Source organism: Brevundimonas sp. GW821-FHT10A07 (genome assembly GCF_059415785.1).
On sequence record NZ_JBWKNX010000006.1, the window covers coordinates 1 to 13,296 of the forward strand.

At 67.4% G+C, this 13,296-nt stretch carries 13 protein-coding genes; 10 read left to right on the plus strand and 3 right to left on the minus strand.

Annotation, left to right across the window (positions count from 1 at the left end; all coding sequences use genetic code 11):
• Window positions 1-93: 93 nt before the first annotated feature.
• Window positions 94-993 carry an enoyl-CoA hydratase-related protein gene (locus tag AC07NC_RS06180; RefSeq protein ID WP_040350026.1) on the minus strand — a complete coding sequence of 300 codons (900 nt, stop codon included), beginning with the start codon at window positions 991-993 and terminating at the stop codon, window positions 94-96.
• Window positions 994-1,044: 51 nt separating this feature from the next.
• Complete coding sequence (locus AC07NC_RS06185) at window positions 1,045-2,637, minus strand: carboxyl transferase domain-containing protein (protein WP_494568948.1); 1,593 nt, start codon at window positions 2,635-2,637, stop codon at window positions 1,045-1,047.
• A 374-nt stretch (window positions 2,638-3,011) separates the two neighbouring features.
• Between AC07NC_RS06185 and rpsF the strand changes: the two genes are divergently transcribed.
• The 9 genes from rpsF (at window position 3,012) to alr (ending at window position 11,064) form a co-directional block, all read left to right on the plus strand.
• Complete coding sequence (rpsF, locus tag AC07NC_RS06190) at window positions 3,012-3,398, plus strand: 30S ribosomal protein S6 (protein WP_040349448.1); 387 nt, start codon at window positions 3,012-3,014, stop codon at window positions 3,396-3,398.
• A gap of 12 nt (window positions 3,399-3,410) precedes the next feature.
• Window positions 3,411-3,689 carry a 30S ribosomal protein S18 gene (gene rpsR / locus AC07NC_RS06195; RefSeq protein ID WP_008259463.1) on the plus strand — a complete coding sequence of 93 codons (279 nt, stop codon included), beginning with the start codon at window positions 3,411-3,413 and terminating at the stop codon, window positions 3,687-3,689.
• A gap of 1 nt (window position 3,690) precedes the next feature.
• Complete coding sequence (gene rplI, locus AC07NC_RS06200) at window positions 3,691-4,275, plus strand: 50S ribosomal protein L9 (protein ID WP_008261897.1); 585 nt, start codon at window positions 3,691-3,693, stop codon at window positions 4,273-4,275.
• Window positions 4,276-4,610: 335 nt separating this feature from the next.
• On the plus strand, window positions 4,611-7,079 hold the full coding sequence (locus AC07NC_RS06205) for a TonB-dependent receptor plug domain-containing protein (protein WP_494568949.1): 2,469 nt from the start codon (window positions 4,611-4,613) through the stop codon (window positions 7,077-7,079).
• A gap of 162 nt (window positions 7,080-7,241) precedes the next feature.
• The gene (locus AC07NC_RS06210; RefSeq protein WP_494568950.1) at window positions 7,242-7,607 is read left to right on the plus strand and encodes a hypothetical protein; all 366 of its coding nucleotides are present in this window, start codon (window positions 7,242-7,244) and stop codon (window positions 7,605-7,607) included.
• 80 nt (window positions 7,608-7,687) lie between these two features.
• Window positions 7,688-8,077 carry a hypothetical protein gene (locus AC07NC_RS06215; protein WP_494568951.1) on the plus strand — a complete coding sequence of 130 codons (390 nt, stop codon included), beginning with the start codon at window positions 7,688-7,690 and terminating at the stop codon, window positions 8,075-8,077.
• Window positions 8,078-8,187: 110 nt separating this feature from the next.
• Window positions 8,188-9,678 (plus strand): replicative DNA helicase, encoded by a 1,491-nt coding sequence (locus AC07NC_RS06220; protein WP_035307425.1) that lies wholly within the window; start codon window positions 8,188-8,190, stop codon window positions 9,676-9,678.
• Between the two features lie 45 nt (window positions 9,679-9,723).
• Entirely contained in the window at window positions 9,724-9,975 is a 252-nt protein-coding gene (locus tag AC07NC_RS06225) for a hypothetical protein (protein ID WP_494568952.1), read from the plus strand.
• Between the two features lie 48 nt (window positions 9,976-10,023).
• A complete protein-coding gene (gene alr / locus AC07NC_RS06230; protein ID WP_494568953.1) occupies window positions 10,024-11,064 on the plus strand; it encodes an alanine racemase in 1,041 nt (346 codons plus the stop codon).
• Here the strand turns inward: alr and AC07NC_RS06235 are convergent.
• Window positions 11,058-11,699 carry a Yip1 family protein gene (locus AC07NC_RS06235; protein ID WP_494568954.1) on the minus strand — a complete coding sequence of 214 codons (642 nt, stop codon included), beginning with the start codon at window positions 11,697-11,699 and terminating at the stop codon, window positions 11,058-11,060. The genes alr and AC07NC_RS06235 overlap by 7 nt on opposite strands.
• A gap of 198 nt (window positions 11,700-11,897) precedes the next feature.
• Here AC07NC_RS06235 and radA point away from each other — a divergent pair, with 198 nt between their 5' ends.
• The gene (gene radA / locus AC07NC_RS06240; protein ID WP_035307418.1) at window positions 11,898-13,277 is read left to right on the plus strand and encodes a DNA repair protein RadA; all 1,380 of its coding nucleotides are present in this window, start codon (window positions 11,898-11,900) and stop codon (window positions 13,275-13,277) included.
• Window positions 13,278-13,296 lie beyond the last annotated feature (19 nt).

The window sequence follows — 13,296 nt, forward strand, 5'->3', positions numbered from 1 at the left end:
GGATTTCGGTGCTCGCATTCCTCCCCCCTTGGGGGAGGTGGATCGCCGGCGAAGCCGGCGAGACGGAGGGGGCCTGTGAGGCCTGCCCTGCCCCTAAACCGCCCAGTCGGGTTTGCGCTTGTCGAGGAAGGCGCGGACGCCTTCCTGGCCCTCGGGGGAGACGCGGGCGCGGGCGATGCGTTTGGCGGTGTCGTCCAAAAGGCCGCTGTCGATCTTGTGGCCGGCGATGTCGTTGACCAGGCGTTTGGCCTCGCCCATGGCGCCGGGGGCGTTGCCGCTGAGGCTGTCGGTCAGCATGGCGACGAACTCGTCCACCGACCCCTCGGGCAGGACCAGGTCGATCAGGCCGGCGTGGGCGGCGTAGTCGGCGTCGAAACTGTTGCCGGTCAGGAACAGCTGACGCGCGCGGCGCGCGCCGATGGCCTCGATGACATAGGGGGCGATGGTCGCGGGGATCAGGCCCAGCTTGACCTCGGAGAAGGCGAAACGCGCGCCCTCGACCGCCACGGCCATGTCGCAGGCGGCGACGATGCCGGCCCCGCCGCCCATGGCCGCGCCCTCGACCAGGGCGACCGTCAGGGCGGGGACGTCGTGCAGGGCCTTCAGCATCCGCGCCAGGCCCAGGGCGTCGTCGCGATTGTCGGCCTCGGACCAGTCGGCGGCGTCGCGCATCCAGTTCAGATCAGCCCCGGCGCTGAAGGTCCCGCCCGCGCCGCGGATGAAGACCAGGCGGACGTGGTCGGCGCCGTGCAGTGTCTCGAACGCCTCATGCAGGGCGGCGATGGTGGCGGCGTCGAAGGCGTTCTTCTTCTCGGGCCGGTCCAGGGTGATGAAGACCACCCCGTCGCTGGTGGCGTCGATCCGCACCAGGTCGTCATTGGCGTCCGGCGCGGCGTCGGCCAGCAGCGGATGGGCGATGCGGTTGATCTCGGCTTCCTCGGCGTCGGTGACGTCCAGGGCGTTGAGGTCGGCGTCGGTGGGTTGATCGGCCATGGTCATCTCCAAACTGAGGGTCCGCGTTGCAACGGGGGGCGGAAGAATAGGTTACATCCGGAACAGGCCGAAGGTCGTCTCCGGGATCGGGGCGTTCAGGCTGGCGGAAATGGCCAGGCCCAGGATGTCACGGGTCTGGGCCGGGTCGATGACGCCGTCGTCCCACAGGCGGGCGGTGGCGTAATAGGGATTGCCCTCGTCCTCGTACTTCTGGCGGATCGGGGCCTTGAAGGCCTCGGCGTCTTCCGCGCTCCAGGTCTCGGCGTCGCGGTGGACGGTGGCCAGCACCGACGCTGCCTGTTCCCCGCCCATCACGCCGATCCGGCTGTTGGGCCAGGTGAAGAGGAAGCGCGGAGAATAGGCGCGGCCGCACATGCCGTAGTTTCCGGCGCCGAAACTGCCGCCGATCAGGACGGTGAACTTGGGCACTTCGGCGCTGGCGACGGCGGTGACCAGCTTGGCGCCGTCCTTGGCGATGCCGCCGGCCTCATATTTGCCGCCGACCATGAAGCCCGAGATGTTCTGCAGGAACAGCAGCGGAATCTTGCGCTTGCAGGCCAGCTCGATGAAGTGGGCGCCCTTCTGGGCGCTTTCGGAGAAGATGACGCCGTTGTTGGCCAGGATGGCGACCGGATAGCCCCAGATGCGGGCGAAGCCGCAGACCAGGGTCGAGCCGTACAGGCTCTTGAACTCGTCGAACTCGGACCCGTCCACCAGGCGGGCGATGACCTCGCGCACGTCATAGGGGGCGCGCACGTCGTCGGGGATCAGGCCGTACAACTCTTCGGCCGCAAAGGCCGGCGCGCGAGGTTCGCGCACGTCCATCTCCACGGACTTGGTCGTGTTCAGATTGGCGACGATGGAGCGGACGATCTCCAGCGCATGTTCGTCGTTCTCGGCCACATGGTCGACCACGCCCGAGCGACGGCCGTGGGTCTCGGCGCCGCCCAGTTCCTCGGCCGAAATGACCTCGCCGGTGGCGGCCTTCACCAGGGGCGGGCCGGCCAGGAAGATGGCGCCCTGGTTGCGCACGATGATCGTCTCGTCCGACATGGCCGGCACATAGGCGCCGCCGGCGGTGGACAGGCCCATGACACAGGCGATCTGGGCGACGCCCTTGGCGCTCATCCGGGCCTGGTTGAAGAAGATGCGGCCGAAATGGTCGCGGTCGGGGAAGACCTCGGCCTGGTGCGGCAGGTTGGCCCCGCCGGAATCGACCAGATAGACGCAGGGCAGGCGGTTCTGCTCGGCGATCTCCTGGGCGCGCAGATGCTTCTTCACCGTCATGGGGAAGTAGGCGCCGCCCTTCACCGTCGGGTCGTTGGCGACGATCATCACCTCGCGGTCCGAGACGCGGCCGATTCCGGTGATCAGGCCGGCGCCGGGGGCCTCGCCGTCGTACATGGCGTGGGCGGCCAGCTGGCCGATCTCCAGGAAGGGCGAGCCGGGATCCAGCAGCCGCTCGACCCGGTCGCGGGGCAACAGCTTGCCGCGCGCCACATGTCGTTCGCGCGACTTGTCGGACCCGCCGCGCGCGGCCTGGGCCACATGGTCGCGAAGTTCAGCGACCAGGGCGCTGTTGTGCGTGTGCAGGGACTTGTATTTGGGGCTTTGCGGATCGACCGCTGACGTCAACTTCGGCATGGGGGTGGTTTAGGCGGGGTCGCGGGACGTCACAAGGAATTCTCCCTCCCCGCTCCGGGGAGGGGCGTCGCGCAGCGACGGGGCGGGGGCGGCCCGGCAGGGGCGCACTGCCGGAATCGGGACAGATCTGTGATGGGTCGCCCTGCCCTCCCCACCCGGTCTCGCCTGCGGCTCGACCACCCTCCCCCGCGGGGGAGGGAGAAATGTTGCGCATCGCCCCCTTTTCCCCTATAGGCCCCGCCTTTCCAGGGCTTCGGTCCTGTCGTGGAACACCAAAGGGTTGGACGTTCGGTCCGGCCGCCGCGCCAGGAGCCATCGTGGGGATCGACTTACCCGGTCGTTTCCACGCCGACGCCCACAAGGGAGACTACCGCATGGCTCTTTACGAGCACACGGTCATGACGCGCCAGGATATCTCGGCGCAGCAGGCCGAAGCGCTGAACGACACCATCAAGGACCTGATCGTGCAAGGTGGCGGTTCCGTCGCCAAGATCGAGTACTGGGGTCTGCGCAACCTGACGTACCGCGTGAAGAAGAACCGCAAGGCTCACTATTCGCTGCTGGCCGTCGACGCCCCTCCGGCCGCCATGGCCGAAGTCGAGCGTCAGCTGGGCATCAACGAAGACGTGCTGCGCTGGCTGACCGTCCGCGTCGAGGAACTCGACCTGGAACTGTCGCCGCTGCTGGCCCGCCGCGAGCGTGAACGCGAGCGTGAGCGCGAGCGCACCCCGCGCGACGACGCCGCCGCTGACGCCGAATAAGGAAACCGGAACATGACCGACACCACCGCCCCGACCCCGGGCGCCCCGGCCGGCTCCGGCGCCGCCGGCCGCCGCCCCTTCTATCGTCGCCGCAAGGTCTGCCCGTTCTCGGGCGCCAATGCGCCGAAGATCGACTACAAGGACGTGAAGCTGCTGCAGCGTTACGTCTCCGAACGCGGCAAGATCGTGCCCTCGCGCATCACCGCCGTCTCCCAGAAGAAGCAGCGCGAACTGGCCAAGGCCATCAAGCGCGCCCGCTATCTGGCCCTCCTGCCGTATGTGGTGAAGTAAGATGAAGGTCGTTCTGCTGGAACGCGTCGAGAATCTCGGCGCCATCGGCGACGTCGTGTCCGTCAAGGACGGCTTCGCCCGTAACTTCCTTCTGCCGCGCGACAAGGCCCGCCGGGCCACCGCCGCCAACCTGAAGGCGTTCGAACTCGACCGCGTCGCCATCGAGCAACGCAACGAGAAGAACAAGGCCGATGCACAGAAGGTCGCCGACAAGATCGACGGCCAGACCTACATCATGATCCGTCAGGCCGGTGAAACCGGTCACCTGTACGGTTCGGTCGCCGGCCGCGACGTCGCCGAGGCCATCCAGGCCGAAGGCGGCAAGGTCGAGCGTTCGCAAATCGTCCTGAACACGGCGATCAAGAACCTGGGCGTCCACGAAGTGCCGGTTCGCCTGCACGCCGAGGTCCGCGCATCGGTCAAGATCAACATCGCCCGTTCGATGGATGAAGCCGAGCGTCAAGCCAAGGGCGAGGACGTGATCCGCAGCCAGTTCGACGATGAGCGCCAGGCCGCCGAGCAATCGGCCCAGGAACTGATCGAAGGCGGCGCCGGTCAACAGGAAGGCTTCGGCGACGAAGCCTGATCCCGCCGGCCTTTCGAGGCCGGATCGCCGGAAACATCAGGGGCGCGTTCCGCAAGGGACGCGCCCTTTTTGCTGCGCGGGCCCTCGGCAGGAGGCCGGGCGCGCCTTCACGCAATTCATGACAAGTTTGCAACAGCCGCGAAGGTTTGGTGCGGCGATGAGAGTTTGCGCAAACTCCTTTCTTGACCGACGTAAATAGCGGTGAACACTCTCAACTAAGGCTGAGATTTGTCGACGGTGCGACCAATTTATTGCGCCTTTCATCCCGGCCCGGGTGTCGAAATCGTGGCCGGTCGCCGCCCCTCCCAACAGGCCGCTGTCGTTTGGGGATAGTCATGAAGCTGAATTCCGGTCGTTCCGTCTTGTTGGCCTTTGTCTCCACCAGCGCGCTGATGTCCGCGCCGCTCGCCTTCGCCCAGGAGGCGACACCGGCGGAGGACGCCGCCGACATCGGCGAGATCGTGGTGACAGGCACCCGCGCCATAGGTCGAACCCGCCTGGACACGATCGCCCCCGTGGACGTGATCACCGGCGAGACCCTGACCCGCAGCGGGACGGGCACGGAGACCGCCGCCGCCCTGGCCGCCGCCGCTCCGTCGATCAACTTCCCCCGCCCCGCCATCTCGGACGGTTCCGACCACGTCCGGCCGGCGACCCTGCGCGGTCTGGCCCCTGACCAGACCCTGGTGCTGATCAACGGACAGCGGGGCCACGTCGGCGCCTTGGTTAATGTGAACGGCGCCCTGGGACGCGGATCCACGGCCTTCGATCTGAACACCATTCCCTCGGTCGCCCTGGGCTCCGTCGAGGTGCTGCGCGACGGCGCCTCGGCCCAGTACGGCTCCGACGCCATCGCCGGGGTGATCAACCTGCGTCTGCGCCAGGCCCGCGACGGCGGCGGACTGACGCTGAACCATGGGCGTTACGACACCGAATACGACACCGCGCGCGGATCGCACGAGGCCACGGACGGCGAACAGACGTCCCTGGCCGGCTGGATCGGCCTGCCGTTGGGCGAGGACGGGTTCGTCACCGTGTCGGGCGAACTGCAGAAACGCGATCCGACCAACCGTTCGGACTACGCCGCGCCGTCGGCCGTGGTCGGCAATACGTCGACGAACACGGTTCTGGGCCGGTTCGGCGATCCGGCGGTGGAGTCACAGTCGCTGTGGTTCAACGCCGGCAAGCCGATCAACGCCGACTGGGAGACCTATGCCTTCGGCGGCATCCAACACAAGGAAAGCGAATCCGGCGCGACCGCCCGCGCCTACAACAACGCCAACAATGTCCTGGCCATCTATCCCAACGGCTTCCTGCCGCTGATCAACACCCAGATCGTCGACTACAACCTGTACGGCGGGGTCAAGGGCGAGGCGGCCGGGATCGATTGGGACGTCTCGGTCGGTTACGGGCGAAATGTGCTGGACTATCGCGTCACCAACTCGCTGAACGCTTCGTATGGCGCGGCGTCGCAGCAGGAGTTCGAGGCCGGGGGGCTGAAGTACGACCAACTGACGCTGGGCGTCGATGGCGTCAGGCCGCTGGAGTTCGGGCTGATCGAACCGGTCAATCTGGCCTTCGGGGTCGAATACCGGACCGAGCGTTTCGAGGTCTATGCCGGTGAGCCCGCCTCCTACAATCGCGGACCCAGCGCCGGCGGCGGCGGAGCCCAGGGCTTCCCCGGCTTCTCGCCGGCCAATGCGGCGGACGAGGACCGCAACAACTGGAGCGCCTATGTCGATCTGGAAGGCAAGCTGACCCAGGGGCTGACGGTCGGCGTGGCCGGCCGTTACGAAGACTATTCCGATTTCGGCGACCAGTTCACCGGCAAGGTCTCGGCGCGCTACGACTTCTCGCCGGCCTTCGCCCTGCGCGGCGCGGTCTCCACCGGCTTCCACGCCCCGGCCCTGCAGCAGCAGTATTTCAGCTATACCGCCACCAATCTGGTGACCCAGTTGATCGGCGGCCTGCCCGTGACCAGCCTGATCCAGGCCGGCACCTTCCGCGTGGACGACCCCGTAGCCCTGGCCCTCGGCTCCAAGCCGCTCGAGCCCGAGACCTCGGTCAACTATTCGGTGGGGGCGGTGTTCCGGTCCGGCGGATTCGAACTGACCATCGACGCTTATCAGATCGAGCTTGAAGACCGGATCATCTATTCCGAGAGCCTGGGGACGACGCGCCCCAGCCAGTCGGCAGCGACCACCACGGCGGTCCAGACCCTGCTGGCGCCCTTCGGCGTCAGCGCCGCCCGCTTCTTCCTGAACGGCGTCGACACGACGACCAAGGGAATCGACGTGGTCGGTCGGTGTCGCCTGCCGACAGACACGCTCGGCCGGTTCGATTTCACCCTGGCCGGAAACTACAACGAGACGACGGTGGACAAGACGCCGGAGACGCCCTCCATCGGCATTCCGACGTCGGATTTCTTCCTGTTCGACCGGTCCAACATCCTGGCGTTCGAGAAGGGCACGCCCAAGACCAAGGTGGTCGGCGGGATCGACTGGAGCCTGGGCGGTTTCGGCGTGTCGGCCAAGGCGACCTATTACGCCAGCGTCCTGGTCGCCAACAACGCCGCCAGCCTGGACTACGAGACCGGCGACAAGACCCTGATCGATCTGGAAGGCCGCTATCAGTTCCCATACGGGGTCGGTCTTGCGGTGGGGGTGAACAACCTGTTCGACGAGTATCCGGAATATACGCCGGCGGCCCTGAACGGGGCGACCGGGTCGGTGGGCTTCCCCAGCTATTCGCCGTTCGGCTTCAACGGTCGGTTCCTGTACGCGCGACTCAGCTACAGCTTCTGATCCAATCTGGAGCAACGAAAGGGGCGCTCGCCGGAGCGCTCCTTTTTCGTGATGAGAATGCCGAGCGGAAACATTACCGAAGCTTCAGAACCACACGAGATTCGCGCCGCCGTTGCGCCACATATCGCCGCTCAATCTGGCCCTCTTGTTCGGAGGGGATCAATGAAGACCAGAATCATCGCGGGGGCCTTGGCCCTGTCGCTCGTGGCCGGGACGGCGCGCGCCATGACGGTGCAGGAGTTTCTGACGACGGCGAACGGCATTCCCCGCAACCCCACCGCCCTGTTGCGGTCCGACACCCGGCGGCTGATGGGCGAGTTTCGCGGGGCAGTGCAGACGGTGCGCGCGGAACAGACGGCGGCCACAGCGGCCGGTCGCCGCTCGGCCACCTGTATGCCGGACAAGGTCGGCCTGTCAGCCGACGCCATTCTGGCCCGGTTCAACGCCATCCCCGCCGAGCGGCGCGGCATCAGCACGACCCAGGCCGTGCGTGAGTGGATGGCCGAGAAATATCCCTGCCCCGCATGACCCAAGGCAGGACGGTGCGAACGTCCGCGCTTCGATCCGCGATCATATTCATCGGAGGCGCGCTGCTGATAGTGGGCGGCTTGACCGGGCTCGGGCTGATTCTGGGGCCGGATGAGGTCGACGCCGTGCAGACGCCGGAGGGACTTCATCCCGCCGCCCTGTTCGCACTGGGCCTGGCCCTGATGACCGCCGAGGTTGCGCTGTTCACCCTCGTTCCGATAGAACTGTCGCAACGGTTCCTGAAACGCGCCTGGCCGGGCGTCGCAGCGGGTTTCGCCGTCTATGTCATCGGAATCCATTGGAATAACGGCTGGCTGGGATTGGCGGTCTCAAGCTGGATATGGGGCGTCGTGACCGGCGCCTATCTGCTGGAGCGCCCCGTATCGCGCGGTCGAGCGGCCTGTCAGGCGATCGGGCTGAAATGGACGTTCTGGATCTTCGCCATGGCAGTATTGACCGCCGGCGCCTGATCGCCCCGACTGAGGAATTCCCGTTCGCCCACAGGGTGGACGATCTGTCCACGGTCGAAGCGACGTCCACGACTGACGCAGGCGCGTGTCAGGGCTAGAGCGTTAAGACAATGAACGCGTTCGCCCCCATGCCCTTCTCGTCCTCGCCGATGGACTCCAGCGGCGTCAGCTCGATGCCCCACAATCTGGAGGCGGAACAGGCGCTGCTGGGCGCGCTGATGTTCGACAACGGCGTGTTCGAGCGTCTGAGCGACCGGCTGCGCGGCCAGCATTTCTACGAACCCTTCCACCAGCGGCTGTTCGAGGCGATCGAGGATCATATCCGCCAGGGCATGCTGGCCGAGCCGACCATCCTGATGGAGCGGTTCAAGCAGGATCCGGCCTTCCAGGAGTTCGGCGGCCTGCGCTATTTCGCCGATCTGGTGGACCGGGCGCCGCCGGCGGCCAATGCCCCGGACTATGCGCGGGTGGTCTATGACACGGCCCTGCGCCGCGACCTGATCCGCATCGGCGGCGAGATCATCAAGGAGGCGCCCAATCCCGAGACGCCCGCCGACGAACAGATCGAACAGGCCGAACAGACCCTGTATTCGCTGGCCGAGACCGGCAAGCCGTCGTCCGGTTTCGTCAGCTTTTCCCACGCCCTGTCCGGCGCCGTTCAGATGGCGGCCGAAGCCTATCAGCGCGAAGGCAAGCTGGCGGGGCTGGCGACCGGGCTCAATGATCTGGACCGGAAGCTGGGCGGGCTGCACCCGTCCGACCTGCTGATCCTGGCCGGGCGTCCGTCGATGGGCAAGACGGCGCTGGCGACCAACATGGCCTTCAATGTGGCCCGCGCCTATCAGTGGGAGCCGACGCCGGAGGGCCGCAAGACGGTCAACGGCGGGGTGGTGGCCTTCTATTCGCTGGAAATGAGCGCCGAACAGCTGGCCATGCGGATCCTGGCCGACGCCTCGGGCGTGTCGTCCGACAAGCTGCGCAAGGGCGAGATCGACGCCACCGACTTCGGCAAGCTGCGCGACGCAGCGGTCGAGATCGGCGAGAGCCCCCTGTACATCGACGCCACCGGCGGTCTGTCCATGTCGAAGCTGGCGGCCCGGGCGCGGCGGCTGAAGCGGATGGAGCACGGGCTGGACCTGATCATCGTCGATTATCTGCAACTGGTCACGACCGGCGACAGCGGCGGGCAGAAGAACCGGGTGCAGGAGGTGTCGGAGATCACCGGCGGCCTGAAGGCCCTGGCCAAGGAGCTGTCGGTGCCGATCATCGCCCTGTCGCAGCTGTCGCGTCAGGTGGAGCAGCGCGAGGACAAGCGGCCGCAACTGTCCGACCTGCGTGAATCCGGCTCGATCGAGCAGGACGCCGACTGCGTGATGTTCGTCTATCGCGAGAGCTATTATCTGGGCCGGGCCGAGCCGCGCGAAGGCACCGAGGAACACCTGCAATGGCAGCAGGACATGGACCGGCTTCAGGGCCAGGCCGAGGTCGTTATCGGCAAGCAACGCCACGGCCCCATCGGCATCGTCAAACTGGCCTTCGACGCAGAGACGGTGCGGTTCGGCAACCTGGCGCACGGCTATGAGGAAGTCAGCTACGAATAGACGGCGGCGGTTGACCTGGGCCGCGAACAGGCCCCTTGGGTGCGGATGGCCACTGAAACCGTCTATATTCTCCAGACCTATGTGCAGGGGCGCGGCAAGGGGCTGAAGGCCGAGCCGCAGGTCGGCTGCAAAGACGCCGAGGAGGCGCGGCGCAAGGCCGAGCGCATGGCGCCCCTGCGGCTGGGCGTGGTGGCCTTTTCGGTCTCTGCGGACACCGAGATGGGCGATTACGACGAGCAGCCGACCATCATCTTCAAGTCCGGGCGACTGCCGCCGCCGTTCAGCGACGAGGATTGATCGGGTCAGGCCTTCCATCGTCGGGAAGTTGCGCCAATAAGGGCCGCCATGCCCTCCCCCGCCCTGCTGTCCGTCGATCTGAACGCGCTCGCCCGCAATTTCCACACCCTGGAGGCCGTGACCGGCGTGCCGGTGCATCCGGTGGTCAAGGCCGACGCCTATGGCTTGGGGGCCGAGGCCTGTGCGAAACGTTTGATGGCGGAAGGGGCGCGGACCTTTTTCGTGGCGCGGGCCGGCGAAGGCGCAGCCCTGCGGACGGCGCTGGGCCCGGAACCCGTCCTCTATGTGCTGGACGGCTGTCACGGCGAGGCGGCGGGGCTGTTGAAGGCGGCGGACCTGCGGCCCGTGCTGAACCAGCCGGCGCAGATGAAGGCCTGGGCCGAGGCCGGCGTCGGAGCCTGCGGCATTCAGATCGACACCGGCCTGAACCGGCTGGGCTTCCGGCCGGAGGATGCGCCCGAGGCCTTTGACGGGCTGAGCCTGGTCATGAGCCACCTGGCCTGCGGCGACGAACCGGACCAGCCGATGAACCAGCGCCAGCGTGACCGGTTCGCGGGCGTGGTTGAACGCTATCCGGGCGTGACACGGTCCTTCGCCAATTCGGGCGGCTGTTTCCTGGGGCCGGATTTCGCCTTCGACGCGGTGCGGCCGGGCGTCTGCCTGTACGGCGGTGGACCTGAGGGGCGGCCGGACGAGCGGATCGCCCCCGTCGCCGCCCTGACGGCGGAGGTCCTGCTGGTGCGCGACGTGCGGGCGGGCGAGAGCGTCGGCTATTCGCGCGGTTTCGTGGCCGAACGACCGATGCGGGCGGCTGTGGTCGCGGCGGGCTATGCCGACGGGGTCCTGCGCGCCTATGGGCCGCGCGGCGCGGTCTGGGTCGCAGGCGAGACCCGGCCGCTGCTGGGCCGGATCTCGATGGATGTCTGCACGGTCGATGTGACCGGGCTGGAGGTCGCGGTCGGCGACCGGGTCGAACTGTTCGGGGCGCATCGCCCCATCGATGCGGCGGCGGCGGCGGCGGGGACCATCAGCTATGAACTGCTGACCGCCGTCACCGTCCGCGTTCCCCGCGCCTATGTCGGTCAGTAACCGCCGGTGATGGCCGCCATGCCGGCGCCGGCGACCACGAAACTGGCGCCGATCATGCCGACGATGGCGTTGATGATGAAGGTCATGACCAGGCCCAGGATCACCGTGACGATGAAATAGCCGACCGCCTTGTCCGCCGGGACCTTCATCAGCATCGGCAGACCCAGGTACAGCAGATAGAAGCTGTACAGGCCCAGGATGGCCAGGACGCCCAGCATCGGGATCAGGCCGAAGACCCCGACCAGCCACATGGCCGTATAGGAATAGACCGCCACCTTCATGGCCTGGACCGGATCGCTGGCCCCGCCGAAACTGGGGGCCAGGGCGTTTATGATCAGGCCCAGCAGATAGACGGCGACCAGGGACAGCCCATAGCTGACCACCGCGACCAGAAGCGCGCCGAGGATCGACATGGGCGTGCCGAACAGGGGCAGAAGCTGGCCGCCGATCAGGCTGCAGATCGGGCCGATGGCCGCCAGGATCATGGCGTAACGGGTGAACAGGCTGCGGGTCGTGGCGAACTCGTCGTCGATGCGCGCCCATTCGGTCTTCGGCTGCAGGATGATGCCCTTGACCCGGGCGATCAGGGCCGGATCGACGGCGGGTTGCGTCGACGGGGTGGAGGGTTCGGTCATGGACAAGGGCCTGTAAAACAGTGGGGGCGAAGCGGAATATTGACGTAACGTCACCTAACGACGCAAGCCATTTGCGACACGATCTCAACCCGGAACTACAGCAAAGGTTGCGGTTGCGACCGGAAATGACGTGACGACGATGCAAAGGGCCACCGGATTGGGCGGTCCGTCCGCCCTTCGGCCTGCTAAAGGATGCCCATGGCTCGCGATTCCGCCCTCTATGTCTGTCAGTCCTGCGGCTCGGTCCACGGCAAATGGTCGGGCCAGTGTGCGTCGTGCGGCCAGTGGAACACCCTGACGGAAGAGAGCCGGTCGGCGCCGCCGGGCGCGATCAAGCCGTCGGCGGCGGCCTCGGCGCGCGGGCGCGGCCTGCAGTTCGAGACGCTTCAGTCCGACACCCCCGAACCGCCCCGCATCACCACGGGCGTGGCCGAGTTCGACCGGGTCTGCGGCGGCGGCGTGGTGCCGGGTTCGGCCATCCTGCTGAGCGGCGATCCGGGTGTGGGCAAGTCGACCCTGTTGCTGGAGGTGGCGGCCAAGGCGGCCCTGAGGGGCGCGCGCATCGCCTATATCTCGGGCGAGGAGGCGGTCGAACAGATCCGGGCGCGGGCCAAGCGGATGGGGCTGGAACAGGCGCCGGTCAATCTGGCGGCGGCGACGGCGCTGCGCGACATCCTGGGCACGCTGAAGCGCGAACAGTTCGACATCGTCATCGTCGATTCGATCCAGACCCTGTGGTCCGACGTCCACGAGAGCGGGCCGGGCTCGATCACCCAGGTCCGGGCCTGCGCCGGCGAGATGGTGCGGCTGGCCAAGACGCAAGGGGTGGCGGTGGTTCTGGTCGGGCATGTCACCAAGGACGGCCAGGTCGCGGGGCCGCGCGTGGTCGAACACCTGGTCGACGCGGTCATGACCTTCGAGGGCGAGCGCGGCTATCCGTTCCGCATCCTGCGCGCCGGCAAGAACCGGTTCGGCGCCACCGACGAGATCGGGGTGTTCGAAATGGGCGACAGCGGCCTGAGGGAAGTCGCCAATCCGTCAGCCCTGTTCCTGGGCGACAGCAAGGACCGGGCGCCCGGCGCGGCGGTCTTCGCGGGGATCGAGGGATCGCGGCCCGTGCTGGTCGAGATTCAGGCCCTGGTGGCCCCGTCCGCCTATGGCACGCCGCGGCGGGCGGTGGTCGGCTGGGATTCCGGTCGCCTGGCCATGCTGCTGGCGGTGCTGGAGGCCCGGTGCGGTCTGGGGTTCGGGGACAAGGACGTCTATCTGAACGTCGCTGGCGGCCTGCGGATCAACGAGCCGGCGGCCGACCTCGCGGCGGCGGCGGCCCTGATCAGCTCCGCCCTGGACATGCCCCTGCCCCAGGGCTGCGTCGTGTTCGGCGAGATCGGCCTGTCGGGCGAGGTCCGCAGCGTCGGCCGGGCCGAGGCGCGGGTTCGGGAGGCCCAGAAACTGGGCTTTGAACATGTGCTCTGCCCGCCCCTGGCCCAGAACGGCGGCAAGACCAAGGGGGTCAAGGTGACGTCGGCGACGCGTTTGACGGATGTGGTCGAACGAATCTCGCAAAACCGCTATTAGACGCACGCAACAGCCGCTG